Source organism: Paractinoplanes atraurantiacus (genome assembly GCF_900215205.1).
Taxonomy (GTDB): Bacteria; Actinomycetota; Actinomycetes; order Mycobacteriales; family Micromonosporaceae; genus Actinoplanes; species Actinoplanes atraurantiacus.
In genome coordinates, this window is sequence record NZ_OBDY01000010.1 from 223,569 (window position 1) to 248,092 (window position 24,524).

At 71.9% G+C, this 24,524-nt stretch carries 18 protein-coding genes and 1 riboswitch; of the genes, 9 read left to right on the forward strand and 9 right to left on the reverse strand.

The features are described from left to right. Window positions 1–41 precede the first annotated feature (41 nt). From CRP55_RS23710 to CRP55_RS23730, 5 genes are all read right to left on the reverse strand, one after another. The gene (locus CRP55_RS23710) at window positions 42–803 is read right to left on the reverse strand and encodes a class I SAM-dependent methyltransferase (protein ID WP_097322310.1); all 762 of its coding nucleotides are present in this window, start codon (window positions 801–803) and stop codon (window positions 42–44) included. Between the two features lie 127 nt (window positions 804–930). After that, window positions 931–2,127: a CynX/NimT family MFS transporter gene (locus CRP55_RS23715; RefSeq protein WP_097322311.1), complete on the reverse strand. Its 1,197-nt coding sequence runs from the start codon at window positions 2,125–2,127 to the stop codon at window positions 931–933. Between the two features lie 31 nt (window positions 2,128–2,158). Beyond that, window positions 2,159–2,983: a siderophore-interacting protein gene (locus CRP55_RS23720; protein WP_097322312.1), complete on the reverse strand. Its 825-nt coding sequence runs from the start codon at window positions 2,981–2,983 to the stop codon at window positions 2,159–2,161. 150 nt (window positions 2,984–3,133) lie between these two features. Next, the gene (locus CRP55_RS56515; RefSeq protein WP_097322313.1) at window positions 3,134–4,783 is read right to left on the reverse strand and encodes a hypothetical protein; all 1,650 of its coding nucleotides are present in this window, start codon (window positions 4,781–4,783) and stop codon (window positions 3,134–3,136) included. Window positions 4,784–5,094: 311 nt separating this feature from the next. After that, entirely contained in the window at window positions 5,095–5,862 is a 768-nt protein-coding gene (locus CRP55_RS23730; RefSeq protein ID WP_097322314.1) for a glycerophosphodiester phosphodiesterase family protein, read from the reverse strand. Window positions 5,863–6,013: 151 nt separating this feature from the next. Between CRP55_RS23730 and CRP55_RS23735 the strand changes: the two genes are divergently transcribed. The 8 genes from CRP55_RS23735 (at window position 6,014) to CRP55_RS23770 (ending at window position 15,168) form a co-directional block, all read left to right on the forward strand. After that, window positions 6,014–6,796, forward strand: coding sequence for an L-type lectin-domain containing protein (locus tag CRP55_RS23735; protein ID WP_097322315.1), 783 nt, complete (start codon window positions 6,014–6,016; stop codon window positions 6,794–6,796). Between the two features lie 82 nt (window positions 6,797–6,878). Next, entirely contained in the window at window positions 6,879–7,709 is an 831-nt protein-coding gene (locus tag CRP55_RS23740) for a glycosyltransferase family 2 protein (protein ID WP_097322316.1), read from the forward strand. Further along, window positions 7,706–8,809, forward strand: coding sequence for a glycosyltransferase family 4 protein (locus tag CRP55_RS23745; protein ID WP_097322383.1), 1,104 nt, complete (start codon window positions 7,706–7,708; stop codon window positions 8,807–8,809). The genes CRP55_RS23740 and CRP55_RS23745 overlap by 4 nt, the downstream gene beginning before the upstream one ends. Further along, the gene (locus tag CRP55_RS23750) at window positions 8,806–10,707 is read left to right on the forward strand and encodes a hypothetical protein (RefSeq protein WP_143234841.1); all 1,902 of its coding nucleotides are present in this window, start codon (window positions 8,806–8,808) and stop codon (window positions 10,705–10,707) included. The genes CRP55_RS23745 and CRP55_RS23750 overlap by 4 nt, the downstream gene beginning before the upstream one ends. Next, complete coding sequence (locus CRP55_RS23755; protein ID WP_097322318.1) at window positions 10,704–11,501, forward strand: hypothetical protein; 798 nt, start codon at window positions 10,704–10,706, stop codon at window positions 11,499–11,501. The genes CRP55_RS23750 and CRP55_RS23755 overlap by 4 nt, the downstream gene beginning before the upstream one ends. Beyond that, a complete protein-coding gene (locus CRP55_RS23760) occupies window positions 11,495–12,799 on the forward strand; it encodes a lipopolysaccharide biosynthesis protein (RefSeq protein ID WP_143234842.1) in 1,305 nt (434 codons plus the stop codon). The genes CRP55_RS23755 and CRP55_RS23760 overlap by 7 nt, the downstream gene beginning before the upstream one ends. Next, on the forward strand, window positions 12,744–13,961 hold the full coding sequence (locus CRP55_RS23765; RefSeq protein ID WP_245923326.1) for a glycosyltransferase family 4 protein: 1,218 nt from the start codon (window positions 12,744–12,746) through the stop codon (window positions 13,959–13,961). The genes CRP55_RS23760 and CRP55_RS23765 overlap by 56 nt, the downstream gene beginning before the upstream one ends. Beyond that, complete coding sequence (locus CRP55_RS23770; RefSeq protein ID WP_245923327.1) at window positions 13,945–15,168, forward strand: glycosyltransferase; 1,224 nt, start codon at window positions 13,945–13,947, stop codon at window positions 15,166–15,168. Before CRP55_RS23765 ends, CRP55_RS23770 begins: the two co-directional genes overlap by 17 nt. On the opposite strand, the gene CRP55_RS23775 is transcribed toward CRP55_RS23770, so the two are convergent. The 4 genes from CRP55_RS23775 to CRP55_RS23790 all read right to left on the reverse strand — a co-directional run bounded on the left by CRP55_RS23775 (window position 15,102) and on the right by CRP55_RS23790 (window position 20,462). After that, complete coding sequence (locus CRP55_RS23775; protein WP_097322319.1) at window positions 15,102–16,607, reverse strand: cellulase family glycosylhydrolase; 1,506 nt, start codon at window positions 16,605–16,607, stop codon at window positions 15,102–15,104. The genes CRP55_RS23770 and CRP55_RS23775 overlap by 67 nt on opposite strands. A gap of 137 nt (window positions 16,608–16,744) precedes the next feature. After that, window positions 16,745–18,643 carry a precorrin-2 C(20)-methyltransferase gene (locus tag CRP55_RS54875; protein WP_097322320.1) on the reverse strand — a complete coding sequence of 633 codons (1,899 nt, stop codon included), beginning with the start codon at window positions 18,641–18,643 and terminating at the stop codon, window positions 16,745–16,747. 2 nt (window positions 18,644–18,645) lie between these two features. Continuing rightward, complete coding sequence (locus CRP55_RS23785; RefSeq protein WP_097322321.1) at window positions 18,646–19,263, reverse strand: precorrin-8X methylmutase; 618 nt, start codon at window positions 19,261–19,263, stop codon at window positions 18,646–18,648. Further along, window positions 19,263–20,462 (reverse strand): 4Fe-4S domain-containing protein, encoded by a 1,200-nt coding sequence (locus CRP55_RS23790; RefSeq protein WP_245923328.1) that lies wholly within the window; start codon window positions 20,460–20,462, stop codon window positions 19,263–19,265. Before CRP55_RS23790 ends, CRP55_RS23785 begins: the two co-directional genes overlap by 1 nt. Window positions 20,463–20,591: 129 nt before the next feature. After that, window positions 20,592–20,664, forward strand: a riboswitch (cobalamin riboswitch). Between the two features lie 52 nt (window positions 20,665–20,716). Between CRP55_RS23790 and cobN the strand changes: the two genes are divergently transcribed. After that, window positions 20,717–24,340, forward strand: coding sequence for a cobaltochelatase subunit CobN (cobN, locus tag CRP55_RS23795; RefSeq protein WP_097322323.1), 3,624 nt, complete (start codon window positions 20,717–20,719; stop codon window positions 24,338–24,340). The last annotated feature ends 184 nt before the right edge of the window (window positions 24,341–24,524 follow it).

Consider the following 24,524-nt stretch of genomic DNA (forward strand, 5'->3'; position numbering starts at 1 on the left):
CATGAACGGTCGTGAATGAGACCGTGAATGAAGGGGAGGACTCAGCCTGCGGTTTTGCGGCCTTGGACGGCCCACGCGGAGGCGGTCAGTGCGATTTCGCCGGTCTCTGTGGTCGGCAGTCTGCGGCGCAAATCGTCGCGAATCCGGCGGCGTTCGGCGTCGTCCAAACTGGCCAGATAGGCGGGCGCGGGGCCGGTGGCGCCGAGGAATGGCGTCCAGTAATCGTCGAAGCTCGCGAAGATCGTCGGGATCTCGATGGCGCGGGTCCGCACATCATCCAGGCCGGCGTCGGACCAGGCCCGCCTCAGCGCCTCTTCGCGACAAATCGGAAATTTACGACTCTCGTCGCGATTGGGTGCGGCGGCGACATCCCAGAAGTGGCGCATCATCTGCATGCCGTCGGCGTAGTCCCAGACATAGGCGGCGATGATCGCTCCGGGGGCGGCGACGCGAGTGAACTCGGCGACGGCACGGGCGGGATCGGGCACGAAATTGAGGGCGAGGCCACTGACGACCACGTCGAAGGCGCCGTCCCGCAGGGGGAGCGCGGCGGCGTCACCGGCGACTCGGGTGGCGTCCAAGGCCGACCGCAAGAAACCCTGCGAGGGGTCGAGGCCGATCACATCGGCCGGGCCGGAGGCCATGATCGCCGCCGTGAGCGCGCCGGTGCCGCAGCCGGCGTCGAGCCAGCGGCGCCCGGCCGGGACACCGAGCCACTCGACGAAGAGCGGGGCGACCCGGCGACTCCACCGGCCGACGTAAGCCTCATAGGCGTCGCCGGCCGCCCAGACGTCGCCCGTCATGGGTTGAAAGTAGGCCATCCGCCGCCGCGGCTGAAGGGGCCGAGAGGAGGAGGGGTGGCGCCGGTGGCCGGGGGAGCAGGCCACGAGGGCCGCGGCGTGGGGCTGGGCGGGAGGAGGGGCGAGGGGGTCAGATCTGGCGGTCCCGGCCGGCGAAGAAGCCGGCGATGATCTGGGGGATCATCAGCAGGAGGACGAAGGTCAAGGGGGCCCGCCAGCCGTCCGTGTGGTCGTGCAGGACGCCGACCAGGATCGGGCCGGGGATGGCGAACAGGTAGCCGGTGCTCTGGGCGAAAGCGGACAGCTTCACCACCGTCGCGGGGGTGCGGCCGCGGAGGGCGATCATCGTCAGGACCAAGGGGAACGCCGTGTTGACGATGCCCAACAGGACCGCCCACAGCAGCGGGGCGGCGGCCGGGTCCCACCACAGGCCGCCGTAGCCGGCCAGGCCGAACACGCCCAGGCCGACCGCGATCCAGCTCTGGCTTCGGACCCGGCCGGCCAGCGACGACAGCAGGAAGCCCAGCGGCACGCCCAGGAACGAGGTCACCGCGAAATAGATGCCGGCCCGCTCGGCCGAGATGCCGGCGTCGCGGTAGATCTGCGGAAGCCAGCCGATGATGACGTACGCCGAGGTCGACTGCATGCCGAAATAGACGGCCAGCGCCCACGCGACCGGGTGGCGGGTCACGCGTACGACATCGGCCTTGTGGGTTTCCGGGTCGGCGGTGAAAGGCTGCCGGGCCAGCGGGAGCCACGCGGGCACGGCCAGCACGGCGACCGCCGCCCAGCAGGCCAGGCCCAGGCGCCAGTCGTCGCCGAAGACGCTCGCGGTCAGCGGGACGGTGGTCGCGGCGGCCACTGTCGCGCCGACGTTGAGCGAGACCGTGTAAAGGCCGGTCATCGTGCCGACCCGGTCCGGGAAATACGCCTTCACGACTGACGGCAGCAGCACGTTCACCACCGCGATGCCGGCCAGCGCGACCAGGCTCAAAAGCAGGAAAAGAGCGGTTCCCGGCGCGTACGGGCGGACCGCGAGCCCGGCCGCCAGCACCACCATGCCGGCGAGGATCACGCGGGCCGGGCCGAACTGCCGGGCCAGCCTCGGCGCCAGGAAGCCGACGCCGGCGAAGCAGACCGCGGGCACCGAGGTGAGCAGGCCGGCGACGCTGGAGCTCATGCCCAGCCCGGAGCGGATCTCGCTGAGCACCGGGCCGACGCTCGTGACGGCCAGCCGCAGGTTGACCGCGGCCAGCAGCAGCGCGGCCACCGCGATCAAGCGGCCCTTGGTGGAGCTTTGTGTCAGGTCTTCCTCGGCGGTCACCACTTACTCATCATCGACCGCCGGGCCGGGACGCTTACGCCCGGTCCTGCTCCTGTTCCACCTGCTGGTTCCACTCGCGCTTGGACGACTGCCAGCCGTCCTCGTTCATGCCGCGCCGCCAGTAGCCCGAGATCGAGAGCTGGTCCATCGGGATACCTCGCTCGACCTTCAGGTATTTCCGCAGGTCTTTGACGAAGTTGGCCTCGCCGTGGACGAAGGCCTGCACGTCGTCGCCGCCGAAGTCGAGATCGCGCACGGCCTCGATCAGCAGCTCGCCGGGCGCGCGGCCGCCCCGGTGCAGCCAGGTGATCCCGGCGCCGGTCTCGATCTTCTGCTCCTCGTCGGGGCCCTCGACCTCGATGAACGCGGTCACCTTGGCGCCGGCGGGCATGCCCTCGAGCGCGGCCGCGATCGCCGGCAGGGCGCTCTCGTCGCCGGCCAGCAGGTGCCACCCGGCCTCGGCGCTGGGCGAGTAGCCGCCGCCGGGGCCCATGAACCGGAAGGCGTCGCCGGGCTTGGCCCGCGTCGCCCACGGGCCCGCGATGCCCTCGTCGCCGTGCACCACGAAGTCGACCCACATCTCGGGGACCTCGGGCAGCCATTTGCGGATCGTGTACGTCCGCACGACCGGCCACTGCTCGCGCGGGAAGGTCTCGCGGATCGCGCCCATGTCGAACGGCTCGGGATAGGTGACGCCGTCGGCAGGGAAGATCACCTTTACGTAGTGGTCGGTGCACCTGCTGGCGTCGATGCCCTTGAGGGCGTCGCCTCCGACCACCACGCGCACCATGTGCGGGGTGAGCTGCTCAACGCGGGTGACGACCGCCTCGGTCGCCGCGCGTGCCGGCCTGTTCGCCATGTCGAACCTCTTCCTTGGGCGTCCGGTTGGTAAGGCTACCCTCAGTCGCTGAGTTCGGGATCACTGATCCCCGCCCGCTCAGGTTTTCCGGCCAGGCGCACAAAGGGGCGGCCCGCACTTGGCGGGCCGCCCCTTTACTGCTGTCGGTGCCTACTCCCAGGTGCTGCCCGGACGGCGGCGGCGGGTGAAGGCCATGATCGCCATGCCGATCAGCAGCAGGACCGCGGCGCCGGCGACCGCGGCGAACGTGTTGCTGCCGGTCAGGGCGAGCAGACCGCCCTGCTCCTGGTTGCCGCTCTCGGCCTGGACCTGCGCGACCTGCTCGGCCACCGGCGCCTTGTTGCCGGAGTTGAACTGGCCGTCCTCGCCGTTCGAGTAGGTGTAGTCGGTGCCACCGGCCGCCGCGGCCGCCGAGCTGCTGGCCCGGGGCTTGGGCGCGGCCTTGGTGGTGGTCTCCGGGGCGGGCGCCTGCTCCTGCTCCGTGCTGTCGCCCGAGCTGGTGTTGCCGCCACCGGTGTTGCCGCCGCCAGTGTTGCCGCCACCGGTGTCGCCGCTGCCGGCGTCGTCGCTGCCGGAGTCGCCGGTGTTGCCGTTGCCCGTGTTACCGCCGGTGGCCGGCTTGGCCGGGGCCTTCGTGGTCGGCTTGGTGGCCGGGGTGGTCGGGTCCGGCGTGAAGTCGTCCTTGGTGTCGGCCGGCGTGCCCGGGGGCGCCTGCGTCGGGGCCTTCGTCGGCGGCTTGGTCGGCGTCACACCACCGCCGTTGGTGCCGTTGCCGCCGCCGTTGTTCCCGCCGCCGGTGTTGCCGCCGTTGTCGCCGCCGGTGTTGCCGCCGTTGTCGCCGCCGTTGTTGCCACCGCCGTTGTTCCCGCCGTTGTCGCCGCCGCCGTTGTCGCCGCCGTTGTTGCCACCGCCGTTGTTCCCGCCGTTGTCGCCGCCGCCGTTGTCGCCGCCGTTGTTGCCACCGCCGTTGTCGCCACCGCCGTTGTTCCCACCGTTGTCGCCACCAGTGTTCCCGCCGTTGTCGCCTCCGCCGTTGTCTCCTCCGCCGTTGTCTCCTCCGCCGTTGTCTCCTCCGGCGGCGTTGCGGACGGTGATGCGGATGGCGTCGATGGCGGGCGTCTGGTTGGCGCGCTGCATCATCGGCACGCGGTGCGAGCCGTCACCGGCCCACGACGCGCACTGCGCCGTGCCCTCGGCCGGCACGCCCGGCACGGTGATGGACACCTCGTCCGGCGTGGCGCTGCCCCGGCTGTCCTCGGTCGCCACGAAGAACGCGGGAACCGGCTCGGGCGCGGGCGCCTCGTTCGTGTTCTCGAGCATGCGGCAGGCCGTGTGGAAGTGGCCGCGGACCAGCCCGTCCTGCAGGACCGAGCTCTCCACGTAGTACCCGCCCTTGCCGGCCGCCAGGAAGCGGTCGCGGATCAGGTTGCGGGTGCTGATCTTGAGGGTGAACGGGGTGTTCGGCGCGACCTGCTGGGGCGCGTCGGTGATCAGCAGCGTCGGGTTGTTCGCCGCCTCACCGACCTCGCCGAACTCGGTGGAGACGCAGCGGTTGCCGTTCTGGAAGCCGTCGTGCGGAGTCAGATTGCTGTCGACGCACGTGTCGGTGAGGATCACCTGCCCGTTGACCACCTTGCCGGCCCCGCTGCCCTCGGGCCGGTCGTCGTTGGTGGCGGCGTTACCGATCTGGGCGAAGGCGACCGCCGCGCCGGCGGCGGTGACGACCGCGCCGACCGCGAACAGCCGCCGGTTGCGTCCCGACGGCGTGGCGGCCGCACGGCGGTAAGCAGACCTGCGCATGCGCGATACCTCAATCTTCCCGGAAATCCACCCGGCGCCAATTCCCACCGGCACCCAGACGGTAGGAGGGCGCCCGCCGAAACGCAATTCCGGCGAGCAAGTTGATGAATTCTTATCCGGGATTTAAAGAAAAGATATGCGGCCGCCCTCGAACCCCGGACATCCTCCGAACGGATGATGCCGGGGGTTCACCAAGATCACGAAAAACTTTGCTGACCAGTGGACATTCCTCAGCGTCACTGGCCGGCTCCAGCGTAGGGCGCGAACCTGAGAATAGCCTCGGAATGTTACCGGCGAGCCATCCTCGGTGACTATTCACCCGGCCAGGCGCCGCGTTCGCGATAAACATTCCGCAGTATTTCCAGGCGGTCGGTCATGATGCCGTCCACGCCGAGGCCGAGCAGCCGGGTCATCTCGGCCGGGTCGTCCACCGTCCACACATGGACCTGGAGTCCCGAGCGGTGCGCGGTGTCGACGAACCGGCGGTCGACCACGGTCACCGGGCCCTGGCGCGCCGGGACCTGGGCGGCCGCGATCGACGGGGGCAGCTTCATCCGTACGCCCAATAACGACGCCAAGCGCAAGCGGGCCACCGCGGCCGGGCCCATCGATGTCGCCACCTCCGGACCGGCCAGAGTGCGCAGCCGGGACAGGCGGCGGTCGCTGAACGACGCCAGCAGGACGCGCTCGGCCGCCCCGGCGCGCCGGACGGCCGTGACCGCGGGCTCGGCGCCGGCGTCCGCCTTGACGTCGATGTTGAACCGGATCGTGGGCCAGGCGTCGAGGACCTCGTCCAGCCGGGGGATCGCGGACGCGCCGCCGATGCGCACGGTCCGGAGGTCGGCCCAGCTCAGCGCCCCGATCCTGCCCTCCGTGCCGGTCAGCCGCAGCAGTGACGAGTCGTGGAAGACCACGGGTACGCCGTCGGTGGTGGCGTGCACGTCCGTCTCCACGTAGCGGTAGCCGAGGGCCACCGCCCGTTCGAAGGCCCCGGCCGTGTTCTCGTCGCCTTCGGCGGCGCCGCCCCGATGGGCGAAGGCGAGCGGGGTCGGGGCGTCCAGGAACGCGAAGCGGCGCACGCACCACAGCTTAGGAGTCGCTGTGGGCTAACCGGCCGACTGCCTCCCATTAGGGACAAATAGTCGAGACTCGGGCGCGCGGTTCGGCGTGCTGCCCTACCTTAGGCTGCGTCCCACTTGGGGCAAATAATCCGATTTGGAGCGCAGAACCGTGTCTTCTTCACGTTCCACGAGAGTTGTCCGGGGAGGTCTGGTCGCTGCCGTCGCTCTGTCGATAGCGGCCGCACTGTCCCCGGCGGGCGCCTCGGCGGCGTCCGACGATCCGCTGATCGACTATCCGACCTTCAAGGGCGCGTCCTCGACGCTCGACCGCAACGGCAGCGCCGACCTGATCTGGTCGTCCGGCGGCCGGGCCGACCAGCGTGTCCTGCGGCTCACCGCCGGCGGCTACAAGCAGATGGGCTCGGCCTGGGCCACCCAGAAGCTGGACGTCACGCGGTCGTTCGAGTCGACCTTCAAGGTCTACCTGCACCACGGCCAGCCCGGCGCCGACGGCGTCGCCTTCGTCGTGCAGTCGAAGGGCCCGCGCGCCCTCGGCGGATGGGGCGGCGGCCTCGGCTACCGCGGCATCAAGCCCAGCGTCGCCGTCGAGTTCGACACCTGGCAGAACACGCACGACCCGAGCAGCAACCACCTGGCCGTCGTCATGGGTGGCAACCCCGACTATCAGGCCGGCACGGCCGAGTCGGGGATTCCGCTGTTCGGCAAGCCGTTCTCGGCCCGGGTCGTCTACGACGCCGAGGAGTCGCTGCTGCAGATCTACGTCAAGTCGCTGAGCGCGGGCGCCGAGGAGCAGCTGGCGCTCGAGCACGAGGTCAACCTGGCCGACGAGATCGACGGGTCGGACGCGTGGGTCGGCTTCACCGCCGGCACCGGCACCGCCCTGTCCAAGCAGGACATCTACTCCTGGTCCGTCGACGGCTCAGGGGCCTGACCGAACAGAAACGCCGGTGCCGCCGGTAGTGAAAGGCGGTACCGGCTCCCGGGTAACCACCACCGAGTTTTGGAGAACAGTCATGTCGACGGTCCCCTACGTCCGCCCCGAGGCCGGGACGGGAACCGAGCTACCGCCGCCGGTGGTCGTGCCCGCGAGTGAGCCTCTGGTCAGCGTCATCATCCCCGCCCTCAACGAGGCCAAGAACCTGCCGCACGTGATGGCCCGGCTGCCCGAGGTCGACGAGGTCATCCTGGTCGACGGCGGATCCACCGACGACACCGTCGAGACCGCGCGCCGGCTGATGCCCGGCATCCGCATCGTCACGCAGAACCGCAAAGGCAAGGGCAACGCGCTGGCCTGCGGTTTCGCCGCCGCCACGGGCGACATCATCGTCATGATCGACGCCGACGGGTCGACCGACCCGAAGGAGATCCCCAGCTTCATCGCGGCGCTGCGCTCGGGCGCCGACTTCGCCAAGGGCTCGCGCTTCAGCGGCAGCGGCGGCAGCGCCGACATCACCCGCCTGCGCCGGGCCGGCAACCGCTGCCTCAGCCTCATGGTCAACGTCATGTTCCGCACCCGCTACAGCGACCTCTGCTACGGCTACAACGCCTTCTGGTCGCGCTGCCTGGACGTCTTCGACCTGGACAGCACGAGCCCGGTGCCGGTCAAGAGCCGCGACGGCCGGCTGTGGGGCGACGGCTTCGAGATCGAGACCCTGCTGAACCTGCGGGCGGCCCGGGCCCGGCTGCGCATCGTCGAGGTGCCCAGCTTCGAGCAGCAGCGCATCCACGGCGAGAGCAACCTGAACGCGCTGACCGACGGCCTGCGCGTGCTGCGCACCATCGCCCGCGAGTGGCCGCGCCGGCGCTCGGCCGGGGCCCGGCGGGCGCCGGAGCGGGCACGGTGAGGATCGGCGTCGTCACGAACGCCTACCACCCCGACATAGGCGGGGTGGAGACCCACGCGCGCCGGCTCTGCGCGGCCCTGGTCGCCGCCGGCGACCAGATCGAGGTGCTCACCCAGCACGCCGCCGGCTCCGAGGAGGAGATCGACGGGGTGCTGGTCCGCCGCTTCCCGCTCACGGTCGCGGCGGCCAACTACCGTTTCTCGGTTCCGCTGTGGCGGTGGTTGCGGCGTCATGCCGGGCGGTACGACGTGTTGCACGCGCACAGCTACCACGCGCTCGCCGCCCTGCCGGCCGCCCTGACCAACAGCACCCCGCTGGTTTTCACGCCGCACTACCACGGCACCGGGCACAGCCGCCTGCGCGCCGCCCTGCACCCGATCTACCGCCCGGTCGGCCGCCGGGTCGTGGCCCGCGCGGCCCGGATCATCTGCGTCACCCGGGCCGAGCGGGAGCTGCTGATCCAGCACTTCCCGGAGGCCCGGGAGCGGATGGTGGTGGTGCCCAACGGCACCGATCCGCTGCCCGTGGCCACCGTCGCCGCCGAGGAGGGCAGGTCCCTGCTCTGCGTCGGCCGGCTGGAGCGCTACAAGCGGGTCGACCGGGTGATCCGGGCCATGGTCCATCTGCCCGCCGACCACCGGCTCGACGTGGTCGGCTCGGGGCCCGCCGGTGACGAGCTCGAACAGCTCGCCCGCCGGCTCGGTCTCGGGCCGGAGCGGGTGACCTTTCACGGCCGGCTGCCGGACGACGCCTTCGCCGTCCGGATGGCCACCGCGGCCGCCCTGGTCTCGGCCTCCGAGCACGAGGCGTTCGGGATGGCCGTGGCCGACGCGCTGACCGCCGGCATCCCGACGGTGGCGTCGTTCATCCCGGCCCACCGGGAACTGGCCGCGATGGCCGGGCCCGGGGTGCCGCTGTGGCTGGTCAACCCGGACGACGAGGCGGCGCTGGCCGAGGCGCTGCTGACCGCGGCCGAGGCGGAGCGGGCCACCCTCGGCCGCAACCCGCTGCCCACCTGGCACGACGTCGTGGTGGCGACCCGGGAGATCTACGCCGGCGTCGCCCCGCCGGTCCGGGTCATCCAACAGGCCGGCCGATGACCCTGACCGAGGCTCGCCCGGCCGAGCGGACGCGCCCGGTGTACGCACCGGCGAGAAGCCGGCCGATGTGGTGCGCCGCCTCCCTGACCGTCGCGGGGGCGGCCGGGGCGGCGCTGCTGGTGGCCGCCAACCGGGCCGCCGAGTGGGACCGCGGCACCCAGTTCGGCCTGTTCTGGCTGGGCATGCTGGTCTTCACGCTGCCCGCCGCCGGCTGGGCGGTGCGCCGGTCGACCAGCACACGGCTGCGCGTCGCCGTGCTGGCCGGGTACGCCGGCTTCACGTTTCTGCCCAAGCTGCTGCGCAACCCGTTCGGGCCGCTCTACCACGACGAGTTCGCCCACTGGCGGCAGAGCAAGGAGATCCTGCTCGACGGCCGCCTCTTCGAGCAGAACCCGATCGTCAAGGTGGTCGGTGACTTCCCCGGCCTGCACTCGACGGTTGCCTCGGTCAGCGCGCTGACCGGCATCTCGATCTGGCACGCGGCGCTGCTCGTGCTGGCCGCCGCCCACGTGCTCGTGGTGCTGGGCGTGACCGTACTGGCCGAGGAGATCTGGCAGGACGGCCGGATCGCCGCCGTTTCCGCGATCATCTACAGCCTGAACAGCTCGTTCCTGTTCTTCGACACCCAGTTCGGCTACGAGTCGCTGGCGATCGCGCTGCTGGTGTGGACGCTGGTGGCGCTGCACCGGGCGATGCGCGGCCCGGCCCGCCGCTCCCGCGCCGGCTGGGCCGCGGTGACCGTGATGCTCTCCGGCGCCACCATCGCCACCCACCACCTGACCGCCATCGCCCTGATCGCCGTCATGATCATCATCTGCCTGGTGGTCACCGTCCGGGCCGTGCGCCGGGGCACGCCGGTCGCGGTGCCACTGACCGCGTGGGGGCTCACCCTGGCCGCGGCGGCGCTGGTCGTGGCCTGGCTGGTGCTGGTCGCGCCGCGCACCACCGGCTATCTCGACCCGTACCTGGCCCGGGCCCTCGACCAGATCGCCGGGATGGCCGGCGACGGCGGCGGTGGCGGCCGGACACTGTTCCGCGCGTCGGTCGCACCCTGGTGGGAGCAGGCGGCCGCGTTCGGGGCGCAGGGCCTGGCCGCGGTCGCGATGGCGGCCGCCGCGCTGCGCCTGCGCCGGGGCCACGGCACCGAGCCGGTGGCCCGCAGCGGCGCGCTGGCGATGCTCGTGCTCGGCGCGTTCTACTTCCCGGCCGCCCTGCTGATCCTCACCCCGTCCGGCGCCGAGGGCGCGCGGCGGTCGTGGGCGTTCAGCTACCTGGGCATCGCGCTGGTCGTCGCGCCGCTGGTGGTGGCGCTGCTCGACCGCCCGGTGAGCAGGCTCGGCAAGACCACCGCGGCCGCCCTGCTGCTCGCCGTCGGCGCGATCGCGATGATCGGCAACACCGCGGCCGGGATGAACCCGTCCTACCGCTTCCCCGGCCCGCCGGTCTTCGGCTCGGACACCCGCTCGTCCATTCCCGAGGTGCGGGCGGCGTCGGCCTGGCTGCGCGCCACACAGGGACGCGAGCTGCGGATCGTGGCCGACCGCTACTCCGGCTTGATCTTCGGCTCGTACGGCGGGCAGAACCCGGTCACCGGCTCGGTCACCTTCCCCACGTACGACCTCTATCTCACCCAGCCCGGCCAGCCCGCGCCGCGGCAGCTGATCCAGCAGCTCAGCGCGTGGCGGTTCGGCTACCTGATCGTCGACAAGCGGATGGCCCGGGAGGTGCCGGAGATCCAGATCTACTTCGAGACCAACGAGCCGGTCCCGCACGACGGGCGGCCCGCGTTCACGCTCGGCCAGCTGACCAAGTTCGACCGCACACCGTGGACCATCAAGATCTACGACAGCGGCAACATCGCGATCTACCGCTTCGACTTCGCGCGGGCCGGACGATGACGACCTTCCGGCTGCTGACCGCCGGCTCGGCCGGGCTGCTCCTGCTGGCCTTCGGCCGCGGCGCGCCGCTGGTCTTCCCGGTGGTGCTGCTGGCCGTGCTGCTCGTGCTGGGCGAGCTGTGGCTGCGCGCGCTGGCCGCCGAGACCATGCCCGCCCTGGCCCGCCTCGGCCTGGCCACCGCGGCCGGCCTGGTCAGCCTGCCGTTCACCGCGATCGCCCTGCACGCGGCCGGCGTACGGATCCGGGCCGAGTCGATCACCGCCGGGCTCGGGGTGATGCTGCTCGTGGTGACCGTGGTGGTGCTGGTCCGCGAGCGGGCGGGCAAGGTGGCGGATGATCCGCGTCTGGCCCGCACCGCCCTCGCGATCGCCATCCCCGGTGTGCTCACGCTGGTCGTGGGAATGGCGGCGGTTCAGATGTACGCCCGGATGCCGCACCCGCCGGAGCCGGGATATACGAGCCTCGCGCTGAACGGTTGGGCCGGTGACGTCACCGGCCCCGTGCGCATCCCGGCCGGCGGCCTGATGCTGCCGCTGAGGGTGAGCAGCGCCGGTTCACCGCCCGCGGTCGAACCGCTTCGCGTCCGCGTCGGCGAGCGGCTGGTCTCGGCCCGCCCACTGCGGATCGCCGCCGACACGACGCGGGCTCTCGAGGTCTTCGTGCCGTCCCCGCCCCCGGACGGCTGCCTGCACCGCATCGAAGTCAGCCTCGGCACCACGAGCACCGTCCTCTACGGACGTGGGGTGGGGGCCGGGGCCGGTGTGGTGAGGGGGCGTGGGGTGGGGTCGTGCTGAAGGCTGTCGCTCGGGACTCGCTGGCCCGGAACAGTGTGCTGATCATGGGGAGCACTGTGGGCACGGCCGGGCTGGGCTACCTGTACTGGCTGCTCGCGGCGCGGGAGCTGCCGCAGCCGGCCATCGGCACGGCGACCGCGCTGATCTCGGTCGCCACCGTTGTCAGCATGGTGTCCAATCTGGGCGCCGGGCACATGTTCATCCAGCGGCTGCCCGGGGCCGGCCTGGCCGCCTGGTCGCGGATCGTCAGCGCCGGCCTGCTGCTCGGCTGCTCGTCGACCGCCCTCGCGGCGTTCCTGGCCGCGGCCCTGCTGCCCGCACTGGGCGCCAACTTCGCGTTCCTGGCCGGCGCCGGCGGGGCCCCGGCGCTGATCGTCACCGCGGTCGCGCTGACCGCGTCGACGCTGCTCGACTACGTCTTCATCGCCCACCGGGCCAGCCACGGCATGCTCGGGCGCAACCTCGGCGTGGCCGTCGGCAAGGTGCTCACCCTGGCCGCGCTGATCTGGTGCGGCGTGGGCGGGCCGGCGGCGGTGCTGCTGGCCTGGACGGTGCCCTCGGTGGCCGTCACGGCGTACACCCTCGGGGTCAGCCTGACCCGGCTGCGTCCGGGAGCGAAACTGCGGGGCGCCGGGATCAGCGCCGAGCTGCCGCACCTGCGGAGCTCGCTGACCGGGCACCACCTGATCAACCTGGCCCAGGCCGGGCCCAGTGCCCTGCTGCCGGTGCTGGTCACGGCCCGGCTCGGCGCCGAGGCGAACGGGCACTTCTACGTGGCCTGGATGACCGCCTCGGTGCTGTTCATGGTGTCGCCCGCGGTGGCCTCGGCCATGTACGCCGAACGGGCCAACAAGTCGGCGGCCGGCCTGCCTCGCGCCGCCCTGGTCGTGCTGGCCGTGATCGGTCTGCCGGCGCTCGTCCTGTTCACCGGCGGCGAGCAGATCCTCGGCCTGTTCAGCGCCGGCTACGCGGCCGAGGGTGAGCTGCTGCTGCGGATCCTCGTGCTGGCCGCGATCCCCGACGCGATCACCAACCTGGCCGTGGCGCACTGGCGCTCGCTCGGCCGGTACCGCCGCTGCCTGCGCCTCAACCTGCTGATGGCCGCCACCTGCCTGGCCCTGGCCTGGGTCTGGCTGCCCGGCACCGGCATCGAGGGCGCCGGCATCGCCTGGCTGGCCGGGCAGTGCGTGGGGGCTCTCGTCGTCGCCGTCATCGCCCTCCGTCGTCGTTCCCCTGGGAGAGATGTTGAAGATCCTGCACCTGTCCAACCTGTACGCGCCGATCATCGGCGGGCTTGAGCGCAGCATCGCCACCAGCAGCGAGGAGCTGGTCCGGCGCGGGCACGAGGTCACCGTGCTCACCCTGGCGACGCCGCGGGCGGCGCACGACGAGCTGATCAACGGGGTACGTGTGACACGCGTCCGCAGCGTGGCCACCACCGTGCTGCCGGGCATGAACGAGGACGCGTCCAAGCCGTTCCACCCGACCACGGCCGACCCGCTGACCATGGCGGCGATCCGGTCCCATCTGCGCGAGAACGACTACGACGTGGTCCACAGCCACGACTGGCTGATGTACAGCTATCTGCCGCTGCGGTTCGGCCGGCTCGGGCGGCCGCATGTGCACACCGCCCACGACTTCGGGCTCACCTGCGTCAAGAAGACCTTCACCCGCAACGACAAGACCTGCGGTGGTCCCCGGCTCGGCCGCTGCCTGCCGTGCGCCTCCGGCCAGTACGGGCGGCCCCGCGCGGCCCTGCTCACCACGGCCCTGCGCTCGCAGCGGCACCGCGGCATCGACGCGCTGACCGCGATCTCCCCGGCCGTCGCCGACGCCCTGTCGCAGGGGCGCGTGCCCGGCGACCTGCCGGTCAAGGTGATCAGCAGCCTGGTGCCGGACGGCCTCGACGAGCTGGCCCGCCGCACGCCCCGGCCGTCCTGGCTGCCGGACCGGCCCTATCTGCTGTTCGTCGGCGCGCTCGGCCCGCACAAGGGCATCGACGTGCTCTTCGACGCCTATCAGCGGCTCGGCGACGACAAGCCGCCGCTGGTCTGCGTCGGCACGCCGCGGCACGACACTCCGCCGATCCCGGAGGGAGTGGTCGTGCGGCACAACGTGCCCCACCACGAGGTGATGGCCGCCTGGCACGGCGCCGCGGCCGGCGTGGTGCCGTCCCTGCTGGAAGCCATGGGCCAGGTCGCGGTCGAGGCGCTGCTGGCCGGGGCCCCGCTCATCGCGTCGAGGACGGGCGGGCTGGCCGACATGATCCGCGACGGCGAGACCGGCCTGCACGTGCCGCCGGGCGATCCGGTCTGGCTCGCCGCCGCCATCGTCCGGGTGCTCACCCAGCCCGGCCTGGCCGACCGGCTGCGTGTGGCCGGTCACCAGCGCGGCCTCGACTACACCGCCGCGCGCGTCGTCCCGCAGATCGAGGAGGTCTACCGTGAGTGCGTCGCCTGACGAAAGCCCCACCACCCGGATCGTCGTGGTCGGATCCGGCTGGCGGTTCCTCTCCGGGATCAGCTATTACACCTGCCGGCTGAGCAACGCGCTGGCCGGCCGCTACGAGGTCGGCGCGATCCTCATGCGCCAGCTGCTGCCGACCCGGCTCTACCCGGGGCGTTCCCGCGTCGGGCAGCGCCTGAACGACCTCGACTACGCGGACGGGGTGCGGGTCTTCGACGGGATCGACTGGTGGGCCGTGCCGAGCCTGATCCGGGCCGTGCGCTTCCTGCGCACGTTCCGGCCCGACGTGCTGGTGCTGCAATGGTGGACGGGGACGGTGCTCCATTCGTACCTGATGCTGTGCTTTGTGGCCCGGCTCCTGGGCATCAAGATCGTGGTCGAGTTCCACGAGGTGCAGGACACCGGCGAGGCCGCGCACAAGTGGGCCTCGCTCTACTGCCGCAAGCTCATTCGTCCCCTGCTGCGCAGGACGGACGGCATCGTGGTCCACTCGCGCTTCGACCGGGTCGCGCTGCGGCAGACGTACGACTTGACGGGCGTCCCGGACGAGATCGCGCTCCACGGGCCGTTCGACCACCATGTGGTTCCCGCGCCCCGAGCCGCTGCCTCCGGCCGCCGTCGCCTGCTCTTCTTCGGCACCATCCGACCGTACAAAGGCCTCGAAGATCTGATCGAAGCCTTTGCTCTCCTGCCGGACGACTACGAGCTCACCGTGGTGGGGGAGACGTGGGAGGGCTGGACGCTGCCCGGGGACCTGATCGCAGCGTCGCCGGCCGCATCCCGCATCACCTTCGTCAACCGCTATGTCACCGACGCCGAGGTGGACGGGTTCTTCGCGGCGGCCGATGTCGTGGTGCTGCCCTATCGGCGCAGCTCGGCCAGTGGGCCGCTCCATATCGCGATGAGTCATGGGCTGCCGGTCGTGGTCACTGCCGTGGGAGGCCTCGTGGAGGCCGCGGTGGAATACACGGGTGCTGTTTTCGCGCCCGCCGCGTCGCCTTCGGCACTGGCTTCGTCGATCGTGTCTGCCTTTTCGGAAAAAGCGGGCAGGCGGCACACCGACCCCTCCTCGTGGGAGCGGTCGGTGGCCGCCTATGAGCGCCTGTTCATGGAGATCGGCGTGGTGCCGGTCCCTCAGGACGCGGTGATCACCGCGTCGTCGAACCAGACCGTGCCCTTGTTCTCGCCCGACTTGATGTGAACCTGCATGCTGGCCGAGCCGGCCGGGGCGACGCCGTCGACCGCCAGCTTGGTCCAGCCCACCGTGCCGTTCGGCAGCCAGTTCGAGGCCACGCCGCCCAGCCACTTGTCGTTGATGTCGAACCAGCTCAGCGCGATCTGGGTGGTGCCGGTGGTGGCGTTGCCCCGGGCCCACACCTCGGCGTGCCACTTCTGGTTCGACTTCACCGGCGTGACCGGGGCGACCCGGTAGGACGGCGAGCCGGCCGCGCTCTTGCCGGTGTTGGACATGGTCACCGACCATGACCCGGTCCGCTTCACCGCCTGGGTCTTGGTGGCCAGGCCCAGCTCGGGCAGGTACTCGCGCCACGGGCTCTGTCCGGCCGACAGCTCGAAGCCGGGGTCCATCAGGGTGGCCGGCATGGCCGCGCCGGCCCAGCCGGCCTTGACCACGGCGGCGGCCGGCTTGGCGGTGCCGTCGAGGCGGAACAGGCCGTAGTAGTACTGCCCGGGCAGCTTGGAGACGGCCGAGGTCGGGATCGAACCCTGTGCCGAGTCGACAAGCGTCCACGGCGCGACCGGCACATCGGCGATCTCGGCCGCCTCGAACACGCGGCCCAGGAAGGCCGCCTGCTCGCCCTCGGAGTTCTGCAGGGTGTTCAGGCCGGTCTCACCGATCACCATGGGGGCCGGGGCGACGGTGGCCTCGGCCTGGTTGATCATCGCGAGGGCGCGCTCGGAGTTGCCGTAGAAGTGGTAGTCGTAGTAGTCGATCGGGGACGCGGTCAGCGCTGCCTTGATCTTGGCCATGCCCTTGGCGCCCTGACCCCCGTCGACCGAGAACGTCAGCGGCATGGTGGGGAACGCGGAGCGTACGGCCGGAACGATCTTCTTGGCCCAGGCGACCGCGGCGGTGTTGTCCGGGTTGAACTCGTTCTGCAGCTCGACCGAGATCACCCGGTTGTCGTTCTTGTACGGCGCGAGCACGGTCTTGGCCCAGGTGATGCTGCGGTCGACGTCGGTGTAGCCGTCCCACCAGTCGAAGAGCGTGAACTTGACCGACATCCCGCGGGCGCCGGCCATGTCGACGAACTGGTCGAGCCGGTTGACGTAGGTGGCCGACGGGGTGGGCCAGCCGAACGTCGTCGGGAAGACGATGATGCGGATGTTGTTGGTGCCCAGCGTGGCCGCCTTGGCCAGATCAGCGTCGATCTTGGCGGCGTCCCAGCTGGTCCACATCTTCGACCAGCCGGCGGCCGACGGGTAGTAGTTGAGGGTCTTGGCGGTCTTGACGGCGTTGAGGCGGCTGGCCAGGGTGGGCACGGACGACGTCGTGGTGGCGGCCTTGACGGTCGTGGTGGTCGTGGTCGTGGTCTTCGCGAAAGCGGCGGAGTCGACCAGGCCGATGCCCAGGAGCAGCGACGAGGCCAGCACGGCGGCGCAGTGGCGAGGGGAGATCACCGGGTTCGTGCCCTTCAGTCAGACGAATGGGGTGCGGAAGTGACCCTCAATTCGGCGGACTGCCTGCCGGGTGTCGAAGAGTGCTGATTGCATCGCGGTTGCGCCGCGGTGCGTCCCGGTTGTCAAGGCACCTGTGATCAGACCGGGTAGTGGCGGGGCGTGTATACGACCGTGGTGCCGTCACCGCGGGACACGGCGCGGGTCTGCGACGATCCGATGATCAGCAGGCACCGCATGTCGATCGTGGCCGGGTCGAGCTCGCCCAGCGTGGTCACCCGCACCGACTCGTCAGGGCCGCCGACGTCGCGGCCCACGACCACCGGGGTCTCGGGCGCCCGGTGCTCCAGGAGCACCGCGCGGGCCCGCACGAGCTGCTCCCGCCGGGTCTTCGAGGCCGGGTTGTAGAGGGCGATGACCAGGTCGGCCGCGGCGGCGCCGGTCAGCCGGCCCTCGATCACCGGCCACGGCTTGAGCCGGTCCGAGAGCGAGATGACACAGAAGTCGTGCCCGAGCGGGGCGCCGGCCCGGCTCGCCACGGCCTGGGCCGCGGTCAGGCCGGGAACGATCCGCACCGGGACGTCCTTCCACTGCGGGTCCTCGGCCACCTCGAGCACCGCGGCGGCCATGGCGAAGACACCGGGGTCGCCGGAGGAGACGACGGTGACGCGGCGGCCGCGCTTGGCCAGGTCGAGGGCGAAGGCGGCCCGCTCGGCCTCGACCCGGTTGTCGGACGGGTGCAGGGTCTGGTGCGGCCCCGGTGTGACGCGCTGGAGATAGGTCACGTAGCCGATCAGGTCGTCCGCGTCGGCCAGCGCCGCCTTCGCTTCCGGGGTGAGCCAGCGCGGATCACCCGGCCCGAGCCCGACGACCGTCACCTGGCCCGCCCGGCCGGCCCGGCCCGCCTGCCCTTCCGGCTCGGCTTGGCCCTGGCGCTCCGCTTGGCCTTGGCGCTCCGTCTGCCCCTCGCGCTCCGCTTGGCCCTCGCGCTCCGCTTGGCCCTCGCGCTCCGCTTGGCCCTCGCGCTCCGCTTGGCCCTCGCGCTCCGTCTGCCCCTCGCGCTCCGCCTGCCTTTCGGGCTCCCCGTGCCGCTCCCGCTCCGACCTGTCGGATTTTTCGGATTTGTCGACAGTGGAAGTGATGGAGGCCGCGGAAGTGATGGAGGCCGCGGAAGTGATGGAGGCCGCGGGGGTGGTGGAGGCCGCGGGGGTGGTGGAGGCCGCGGGGGTGGTGGAGGCCGCGGGGGTGGTGGAGGCCGCGGGGGTGGTGGAGGCCGCGGGGGTGGTGGAAGCGGCGTGGGTGGTGGAAGCGGCGAAAGCGGTGGCGGCCGGGCTCGGCAGCAGGGCCAGGGAGAAGTACGGGACGGACTCGGGGTCCACGTCGGCGAAGGGGGCGGAACGCTCGCGGTCGGTGGTGGCGCGCTCCACGTACCAGGCGTCCTCGAGCCGGCCCGCCCGGTCGAGGGCCTCGCGGACCCCCTCGAAGGTGCGGCCCAGCTTCATCACGGCGGCCGACTCGGTGCCGGACAGGCGGGCGGCCAACTCGGCCGGGGGCAGCGTGCCGGGCAGCACGGTCAGCGTCTCGTCGCGCTCCATCAACGGGCGGCCGAGGACGGCGCTGGCGGCGCTCACCGAGGTCACGCCGGGCACGACCTCGGTCTCGTAGCGGTGGGCGAGCCGCTTGTGCATGTGCATGTACGAGCCGTAGAAGAACGGGTCACCCTCGGCCAGCACGACGACCGTACGGCCGGCGTCCAGATGGGCCGCCAGGCGGCCGGCGGCCTCGGCGTAGAACTCGTCGATCGCGCCCTGATAGCCGCCCGGGTGATCGGTGTTCTCGGTGGTCACCGGATAGATCAGCGGCTCCTCGATCTGCTCCTCGCGCAGCAGGGAGGCGGCGATCGCGCGGGCGTTGCTGCGGCCGTGCCGGGCCGCGTGATAGGCGACCACGTCGGCGCCGGCGATCAACCGGGCCGCCTTCACCGTGATCAGCTCGGGGTCGCCCGGTCCGACGCCGACACCGTAAAGCCGTCCCGCCATGCTCACTCCGCCTCCGAGGCCAGCGCGTTCACCGCGGCGGCCGTCATCGCGCTGCCGCCACGGCGGCCGCGCACGATCAGATGGTCCAGATCGGACAGCGCCAGCGCGTCCTTCGACTCGGCGGCCCCGATGAAACCGACCGGGATGCCCAGCACGGCGGCGGGCCTGGGCGCGCCGCCGGCGATCATCTCGAGCAGCCGGAACAGGGCGGTCGGCGCGTTGCCGATGGCCACCACCGAGCCCTCCAGCCGGTCGAGCCACAGATCGAGGGCGGCCGCGCTGCGGGTGGTCCGCAGCTTCTCCGCGAGGGCCGGCACCGCAGGGTCGCGCAGCGTGCAGACGACGTCGTTGTTCGCGGGCAGCCGCTTGCGGGTGACACCACTGGCCACCATCTCGGCGTCACAGAGGATCGGGGCGCCGTCGAGCAGAGCCTTACGGGCGGCCGAGGCCACATTCGGGCTGTACGCGATGTCGCGCACCAGATCGACCATGCCGCAGGCGTGGATCATCCGCACGGCGACCCGCGCCACATCGGACGGAAAGCCGCTGAGGTCGGTCTCGGCCCGGATCGTGGCGAACGAGCGCCGGTAGATCTCGGCGCCGTCGCGCTCGTACTCCATCAGATCCTCCTCGCCGACGCGATCGCATCGAACGTCTCGCCGGTCGGTTGCCGGGTCACGGCGTAGCCGGCCGGGGTTGCCTCAACTCGAACGTGTGGGCCGGACGGGCTGCCGCAGCCCCGGGCGCAGCCGATCCAATGCACCGGCAGGCCCTCGGCGTAGGTGCTGGTCGCCGCCGCGTCGGCGCGGACGTCGGCCAGCGACTTGGCGCAGCCGGGGCGGCCGGCGCAGGCGGTCACGCCGGTCCAGCGGGAACCGGCGGTGGTGGGCAGGCCGGCTTCTTCGAGGCGGCGCTGCCAGCGGCGGGCGTCCTCGGGGGCCAGATCGGGCACGACGATGCCGCGGGCGGGGGTGACGACCAGGCGGCGGGCGGTCGTGAGCAGATGGAGGGCCTCGCCGCCGAGCATGCCGAGCGGGACCAGCGCGCTCACCGCGACCAGGCCGCCGGGCTGGTCGAGGAGGCCGAGAGCGGTCGGTGCGGGTGTTCGCGTCACGGGCTCGGGCGTGCCGGGGGCGCCGATTTTCGTGGCGACCCGGGCCGGGCCGTCGGGCATCTCGTGCAGGCGCCAGGCGGTGACGTCGGCGCGCTCCTCCAGGAACGCGCGGGCAGCGGCCAGCAGCGTCTCGACGACGGCGGCCGCGGGCACGCGCAGACCCACGTCGTGGCCGGCCAGCAGGATCGCGAAGGTGGCGCCGTCGGGCGCGGCCCCGATGTGGTCGGCCCGAGTGGCCCCGTCGGGCGCGGTCCCGATGTGGTCGGCCGAGGCGGGGACCGCCGCCAGGTCGGCGGTCAGCGGGACGTCGCCCAGCGCGAACAGGAAGCGGCCCGGGAGGGCGGCCAGGACCGGGTCGGCGCACAAGGCGCGGTCCAGGCCGGTCACCAACGTGCGCAGCGTGGCGTCGGCCAGGGGTGGGGCCGCGATGTTGCGTACGGTCTCGTGAGTCGACGAAGGCAGCAAGCCGGCGGCCGACAGCCGGGCCGCGAGGGCCGTCGGGTCGATGTCGTTGAGGGCTCTGAGCTGCAGATTCGCGCGAGACGTGAGCTCTAGCGGGCCGATCTCGCCCAGGGCCGCCAGTTGGGCGCCGGTAAGCATGCCGCCGGGCAGGCGGACGCGGGCCAGCGGGCCGTCGGCGGCTGAATGCAGCCGCAGGGCTCCGGGGCAGGCGTCGACCTTCGTCCGGCGGATGGGGGGAGGCACGGCCCGGATACTACGTTCGTGCACCGATGTGCCCGCATCCTCGGGTCGGGATCGTCACACCGCCGGACCCTCCTTGACGGCGGGTGGGAGCGCCCGGAAGGGTGGGAGGTCACGAGCGGCGACGCCGCGGAGGAAGCCGGTGTGAATCCGGCGCGGTCCCGCCACTGTCACCGGGCCTCACCGGCCCGGGAGCCAGGAACTCCGGTCGCCGTGGATTCCTACGACCCGGGGCGCGGACCCCGAGGGGAGCGCGCGTGTTCCTGCTGCTGTCGACCTCCGACACCGACCTGCTCAGCGCCCGGGCCAGCGGCTCGGCCTGGCGACTGGCCAACCCGGCCCGCACTCAGGTGGGCGACCTTCCGGCGCTGCTCGACGGGGTCGAGCTCGTCGTGGTGCGCATCCTCGGCGGGCGCCGGGCCTGGGAGGAAGGGCTCGACGCCCTGCTCGCCGGGCCGGTCCCGGTGATCGTGCTCGGCGGGGAGCAGGCGCCCGACGCCGACCTGATGAAACTCTCCACGGTGCCGGCCGGTGTGGCCGCCGAGGCGCACGCGTACCTGGCGCAGGGCGGCCCGGACAACCTGAAGTCGGTGCACGACTTCCTCTCCGACACGGTGCTGCTGACCGGCCACGGGTTCGCCCCGGCGCAGGCCGCGCCCGAGTGGGGGCCGCTGCCGCGCACGTCGAACGTGCAGGGCCCGGTCGTGGCGGTGCTCTACTACCGCGCGCACCACATGGCGGGCAACACGACCTTCGTCGAGGCGCTGTGCCAGGCGGTCGAGGCCAAGGGTGGGCGGCCGTTGCCGTTGTTCACGTCCTCCCTGCGTACGGCGCCCGAGGAATTGCTCGTCGAACTGCGCAAGGCGGACGCCCTGGTCGTGACGGTGCTCGCGGCCGGCGGCACCAAGCCGGCCACCGTGGGCGCGGGCGGTGACGACGAGGCCTGGGACGTGGGCGTGCTGGCCGATCTCGACGTGCCGATCCTGCAAGGGCTGTGCCTGACCAGCAGCCGCGCGGCCTGGGAGGAGAGCGACGACGGGCTGACCCCGCTCGACGCGGCGACGCAGGTGGCGATCCCCGAGTTCGACGGGCGGATCATCACGGTGCCGTTTTCGTTCAAGGAGATCGACCCGGACGGGCTGTCGGTCTACGTGGCCGACCCCGAGCGGGCGCTGCGGGTGGCCGGCATCGCGGTGGCGCACGCCCGGCTGCGGCACGTCCCGCCGGCCGAGCGGCGCATCGTGCTGATGCTGTCGGCCTATCCGACGAAGCATTCGCGCATCGGCAACGCGGTCGGCCTCGACACGCCGGCCTCGACCGTCGCCCTGCTGGCGGCGATGCGGGCCAAGGGCTATCAGATCGGAGACTTCGGCCGGTACGACGGTGACGGGCTCATTCACGCTCTCATCGCGGCCGGGGGCCAGGACCCCGACTGGCTGACCGAGGAACAGCTCAGCGGCAACAAGGTTCGGATCTCCGGTTCTCTGTACGCCTCGTGGTTCGCCACCCTGCCGGCTGACTTGCGGGAATCCGTCGAACGGCACTGGGGGCCGCCGCCGGGCGAGCTCTACGTCGACAACGGCGACATCGTGCTGGCCGCGCTGCGCGACGAGAACGTGGTCGTCATGGTGCAGCCGCCGCGCGGCTTCGGCGCCAACCCGGTGGCGATCTACCACGACCCCGACCTGCCGCCGTCGCATCACTACCTGGCCGCCTACCGGTGGCTGGCCGACGACTTCGGCGCGCACGCGGTGGTCCACGTCGGCAAGCACGGCAACCTCGAGTGGCTGCCGGGCAAGAACGTGGGCATGTCGGCCTCGGACGGCACCGACGCGGCGCTGGGCGACCTGCCGCTGATCTACCCGTTCCTGGTCAACGACCCGGGCGAGGGCACGCAGGCGAAGAGGCGCGCACACGCGACGCTGGTCGACCACCTGATCCCGCCGATGGCGCGGGCGGAGTCGTACGGCGACATCGCCCGCCTGGAGCAGCTGCTCGACGAGCACGCGACGATCGCCACCCTCGACCCGGCGAAGCTGCCGGCGATCAGGGCCCAGATCTGGACGCTGATCGAGGCGGCCCGGATGGACCACGACCTCGGCCTGTCGGTCCGGCCCGGCGACGAGGAGTTCGACGAGTTCATCCTGCACATCGACGGCTGGCTGTGCGAGGTGAAGGACGCGCAGATCCGCGACGGCCTGCACGTCCTGGGCGCGGCCCCGAAGGGCGAGGCCCGCGTCAACCTGGTCCTGGCCATGCTGCGGGCCCGCCAGATGTGGGCCGGCCAGGTGGCGGCGCTGCCGGGCCTGCGCGAGGCGCTGGGCCTGCACGACGGCGCCTCGACCGCCGAGACCGACCGCATCGAGACGGTCGCCCGCGCTTTGGTGATGGCGATGGAGGAGGCCGGGTGGCCGAGCGACGAGGCGGCTATCGCTGCCATCGTTGCCTCCGCCTCCGCCCATTCCGCAACCGAAATTTCGGAAATGTCCGAAGTGGGGAGTGCCGGGGCGGTCGGCGTGAGCGCGGGCGGCGCGGGCTCCGGCGGCGTGCGGGCTGTGCTCGCTTTTGCCGCGCGGGAGGTCGTGCCCCGGCTCGACCGGACCACCGATGAGCTCGGGAACCTGCTGCACGCTCTGGATGGCGGCTATGTGCCGGCCGGGCCCAGCGGGTCGCCTCTTCGTGGGCTGATCAATGTGCTGCCGACCGGGCGGAACTTCTACTCCGTCGACCCCAAGGCGATTCCGAGCTCGCTCGCCTGGGAGACCGGCCAGGCCATGGCTGAGTCGCTGCTCCAGCGCTATCGGGCCGACTACGGCGACTGGCCCCGCTCGGTCGGGCTCTCCGCGTGGGGGACCAGCGCCATGCGTACGGCCGGTGACGACATCGCCGAGATCCTGGCCCTCATCGGCTGCCGGCCGGTCTGGGATCCCGCCTCGCGCCGGGTCACCGGGCTCGAGCCCATCGACCGGCAGGAGCTCGGGCGCCCGCGGGTCGACGTGACCGTGCGGATCTCCGGGTTCTTCCGGGACGCCTTCCCGCACGTGGTGGCCATGCTCGACGACGCCTTCCGGATGGTCGCCGAGCTGGATGAGCCGGACAACTTCGTCCGTGAGCACGCCCTCGCCGACCAGGCCCGCCACAGCGACTGGCGCCGGGCCACCACCCGCATCTTCGGGTCGCGGCCGGGTGCGTACGGCGCCGGAATCCTGCCTTTGATCGACAGCCGCAACTGGCGTGACGACAAGGACCTGGCCGAGGTCTACGCGGTGTGGGGCGGCTTCGCCTACGGTCGCGGGCTCGACGGCGTGCCGGCCCGCGACGACATGGAGAACGCCTACAAGCGGATCGACATCGCGGCCAAGAACATCGACACCCGCGAGCACGACATCGCCGACTCCGACGACTACTTCCAGTACCACGGCGGCATGATCGCCACCGTGCGGGCGCTGACCGGTAAGGCGCCGGCCGCGTACATCGGCGACTCGACCAACCCGGACGCCACGCGGACCCGCAGCCTCACCGAGGAGACCGCGCGGATCTTCCGGGCCCGCGTGGTCAACCCGCGCTGGATCGCCGCCATGCGCCGCCACGGCTACAAGGGAGCGTTCGAGCTCGCCGCCACCGTCGACTATCTGTTCGGCTACGACGCGACGGCCGGCGTGGTCACCGACTGGATGTACGAGCAGCTGGCCGCGACCTACGTGCTCGACCCGGAGAACCAGAAGTTCTTCCAGCAGTCGAACCCGTGGGCCCTGCACGGCATCACCGAGCGCCTGCTCGAGGCGGCCGACCGCAACCTGTGGGAGTCGCCCTCGCCCGAGACGCTGAGTGCCCTTCAGGAGCTCTATCTCGAAACCGAGGGCGACCTCGAGGACGCCTAGCCTCTCCGCCGCGGTCATCTCGGCCGGCTGGTTTCCCGTGGGACCAGCCGGCCGTCTTCGTCTTCGTCTTCGCCGGCCGTCGCGGTTGACGGTTCCGGAACCGTCGTGTGATTTCCGGGCTCACCTGCGTCGATCCGTACCGTGAAGATCAGAAAGCGCTTCCCGGGCCGGGACCAGGCATTGA

Bases quoted from the DNA above. Each gene is read 5' to 3' on its own strand.
- CRP55_RS23710 (WP_097322310.1), bottom strand. From the start codon at position 803: ATGACGGGCGACGTCTGGGCGGCCGGCGACGCCTATGAGGCTTACGTC.
- CRP55_RS23720 (WP_097322312.1), bottom strand. From the start codon at position 2,983: ATGGCGAACAGGCCGGCACGCGCGGCGACCGAGGCGGTCGTCACCCGC.
- CRP55_RS56515 (WP_097322313.1), bottom strand. From the start codon at position 4,783: ATGCGCAGGTCTGCTTACCGCCGTGCGGCCGCCACGCCGTCGGGACGC.
- CRP55_RS23740 (WP_097322316.1), top strand. From the start codon at position 6,879: ATGTCGACGGTCCCCTACGTCCGCCCCGAGGCCGGGACGGGAACCGAG.
- CRP55_RS23750 (WP_143234841.1), top strand. From the start codon at position 8,806: ATGACCCTGACCGAGGCTCGCCCGGCCGAGCGGACGCGCCCGGTGTAC.
- CRP55_RS23755 (WP_097322318.1), top strand. From the start codon at position 10,704: ATGACGACCTTCCGGCTGCTGACCGCCGGCTCGGCCGGGCTGCTCCTG.
- CRP55_RS23765 (WP_245923326.1), top strand. From the start codon at position 12,744: ATGTTGAAGATCCTGCACCTGTCCAACCTGTACGCGCCGATCATCGGC.
- CRP55_RS54875 (WP_097322320.1), bottom strand. From the start codon at position 18,643: ATGGCGGGACGGCTTTACGGTGTCGGCGTCGGACCGGGCGACCCCGAG.
- CRP55_RS23785 (WP_097322321.1), bottom strand. From the start codon at position 19,263: ATGGAGTACGAGCGCGACGGCGCCGAGATCTACCGGCGCTCGTTCGCC.